The following is a 2,449-nucleotide window of genomic DNA, read 5'->3' on the forward strand; positions in this document are numbered from 1 at the left end:
GCGCTATAGTGGCCCGCTTGCCTGATCATGAACCACTTTGCCTTCTGTGCGGACGAATCCTGGGCACGCCCCACATCGACCGCTACCAGCAAGAAGAAGCGCTAGACGCTGCCGGTCAGGCGCTCGGTCCAGTCTTCCACGGCGCCGGTCGCGAGCCTGCGTACGAACAGGTCGCGCCAGCGTGCCGGCAGCGCGGCCAGTTGCGCCAGCTGGGCGAGGGCGTCGCGGTCGCCGGTGCGGTGATACAGGATTTTCAGAATGCTGGCCAGCGTCCATTGCGGATAGGAACGTTCGATCAGCTCCAGCGCGTCGCCCGGACCGGCCATGCCTTCTTCGAGCACGCGGTAGTACCAGCCTGTCTTGCCGCTGCGCTGAACCTGGAGGGCCATGTCCGGCTGGTCGAAGCGCGTGTTCAGCTTCCAGCAGGGCTGGCGCGTTTGCGTTACCTGGACGGTTGCCGAACCGAGCCGGTACACGTCGCCGATGCAGACCGTGTCCTCCGTCATGCCATGCGTGGACAGGTTCTCGCCGAAGGCGCCGGGCCGGCGCAGCACGGTGCGCTCGCCGATCGTTTCGCGCCAATACGGGTAATGCTCGGCCGCGTAGTGGTGCACGGCCTTTTCCGGTCCGCCGTGGCGCGGATCTGCCTGGCCGTCGCCTTCGAAACCATTGACGCCCAGCCGCAACGGGCGCGCGACGGACAGCTTGGCGATGCCGCTGTTGTGGCCAGTTGCGCCCAGCGGCTGCACGGCGCCAACCAGCAGGGTGCCGATCATCATCAGTGATGCAGCTCGGAGTGGGGATTGACCGCGAACACTTTGCCGTCGATGACGAGGCTAGGCAGCACCGTCACACCCGCGAATTCTGCTTCGTCGGTGCGTCCGGGCGCCAGGCCGAGGTTCACGACTTCGGTGGTGTAGAGCGCCGGATCGAGGGCGGTGCCGAAGACTTCGGCCATCGCCAGGCAAAGATTGCAGCCGTCATGGTAGAAAATGGCGGATTTTTTCATTTGTAGGACTCCTAAATATATGAAAGAATGGCATGCTATCATGAATTTGATATGGAGTCCTAAATATGCGAATTCACTTCGTGGTGCACGAGTCGTTCGAGGCGCCGGGCGCCTATGAGCAATGGGTGAGCGAGCGGGGATACGTGGCGACGTACTCGCGCGTTTATCTGCATGAGGCGCTGCCGGAATCTGTCGAAAGCATTGACCTGCTGGCCGTGATGGGCGGTCCGCAGTCGCCAACCACAACGCTAGCGGAATGTCCGCATTTCAATGCGGCGGCTGAATGCGATCTGATTTTACGTTGCGTGGCAGCGCGCATCATTGAATACGGTGACCTCGTGTATGGCTTCCAGTGCCATAAGGAGTTCACGCCTGAGGTGGTGGAATTGCTGATCGCCGCGTCCGCGCGTGAACTGGCAACGCTTACAGCGCACCGCTTCGTGCAGCAGCCGGACGCGCTGCGAGCGAATGACTACGCCGCCATGAACCGGAAGTTGTTCGGCTTCCTCGACCGGCTCATGGCGTCATACGCCGCTTAGGTACGGTTCGGGATCGTCAGGCCGCGCGCCACGGCAGGGCGGGCGAGGAAGGCTTCCAGCACGCGCTGCACGTTCGGGAATGTGTTGATCTCGACCAGCTCGCCGGCTTCATAGAAACCGATCAGGTTGCGCACCCACGGGAAGGTGGCGATGTCGGCGATGGTGTACTCGTCGCCCATGATCCACTTGCGGCCTTGCAGGCGCTGTTCCAATACATTGAGCAGGCGCTTGGACTCGCCGATATAGCGGTCGCGTGGACGCTTGTCTTCGTATTCCTTGCCGGCGAATTTGTGGAAGAAGCCGACCTGGCCGAACATCGGACCAATGCCGCCCATCTGGAACATCAGCCACTGAATGGTTTCATAGCGTCCGGCCGCGTCTTTCGGCATCAGCTGGCCGGTTTTCTCGGCGAGATAAAGCAGAATCGCGCCCGACTCGAACAGGGGCAGCGGCTGTCCATCCGGACCGTTCGGGTCAATGATCGCGGGGATCTTGTTGTTCGGGTTCAGCGACAGGAAAGCTGGCGACATCTGGTCATTGCTGTCGAAGCTGACGAGATGCGGCTCGTACGGCAGCCCGGTCTCCTCCAGCATGATCGACACCTTCACGCCATTCGGCGTCGGCAGCGAATACAGTTGCAGGCGTTCAGGATGTTGCGCCGGCCATTTGGCGGCGATTGGGAGGTCAGTCAGTTTGGTCATCGGATCATCGGTGTGCGTTGACAATGCACGCGATTATGATCGAATCCTGCCGGACTTGCAGGACGGTCCGCAAAAACAAAAAAGCCAACCGTGTACGGTTGGCTTCTCTGATCTATTCGTGGTAGGCCGTGCGGGATTCGAACCTGCGACCAACGGATTAAAAGTCCGCTGCTCTACCAGCTGAGCTAACGACCCGAAAG

General features: G+C 61.1%; 4 protein-coding genes and 1 tRNA gene. 1 reads left to right on the plus strand and 4 read right to left on the minus strand.

Features of this window, described 5'->3' with window-relative positions; genetic code table 11:
• Window positions 1–101: 101 nt before the first annotated feature.
• Together AB4Z11_RS29455 and AB4Z11_RS29460 are read right to left on the minus strand one after the other, a co-directional pair.
• Window positions 102–779: an MOSC domain-containing protein gene (locus AB4Z11_RS29455; RefSeq protein ID WP_442029388.1), complete on the minus strand. Its 678-nt coding sequence runs from the start codon at window positions 777–779 to the stop codon at window positions 102–104.
• Window positions 779–1,009 carry a hypothetical protein gene (locus tag AB4Z11_RS29460; RefSeq protein WP_442029390.1) on the minus strand — a complete coding sequence of 77 codons (231 nt, stop codon included), beginning with the start codon at window positions 1,007–1,009 and terminating at the stop codon, window positions 779–781. Before AB4Z11_RS29460 ends, AB4Z11_RS29455 begins: the two co-directional genes overlap by 1 nt.
• Before the next feature lie 65 nt (window positions 1,010–1,074).
• On the opposite strand from AB4Z11_RS29460, the gene AB4Z11_RS29465 reads away from it, so the two are divergent.
• Entirely contained in the window at window positions 1,075–1,548 is a 474-nt protein-coding gene (locus AB4Z11_RS29465) for a hypothetical protein (protein ID WP_442029392.1), read from the plus strand.
• Here the strand turns inward: AB4Z11_RS29465 and AB4Z11_RS29470 are convergent.
• Together AB4Z11_RS29470 and AB4Z11_RS29475 are read right to left on the minus strand one after the other, a co-directional pair.
• Complete coding sequence (locus tag AB4Z11_RS29470) at window positions 1,545–2,249, minus strand: glutathione S-transferase N-terminal domain-containing protein (RefSeq protein WP_442029394.1); 705 nt, start codon at window positions 2,247–2,249, stop codon at window positions 1,545–1,547. The two genes, AB4Z11_RS29465 and AB4Z11_RS29470, sit on opposite strands and share 4 nt — an antisense overlap.
• A gap of 119 nt (window positions 2,250–2,368) precedes the next feature.
• Window positions 2,369–2,444 (minus strand) — tRNA-Lys (locus tag AB4Z11_RS29475).
• Window positions 2,445–2,449: the final 5 nt, after the last annotated feature.

This window comes from Pseudoduganella sp. RAF53_2, assembly GCF_052113985.1.
GTDB lineage: Bacteria > Pseudomonadota > Gammaproteobacteria > Burkholderiales > Burkholderiaceae_D > Rugamonas.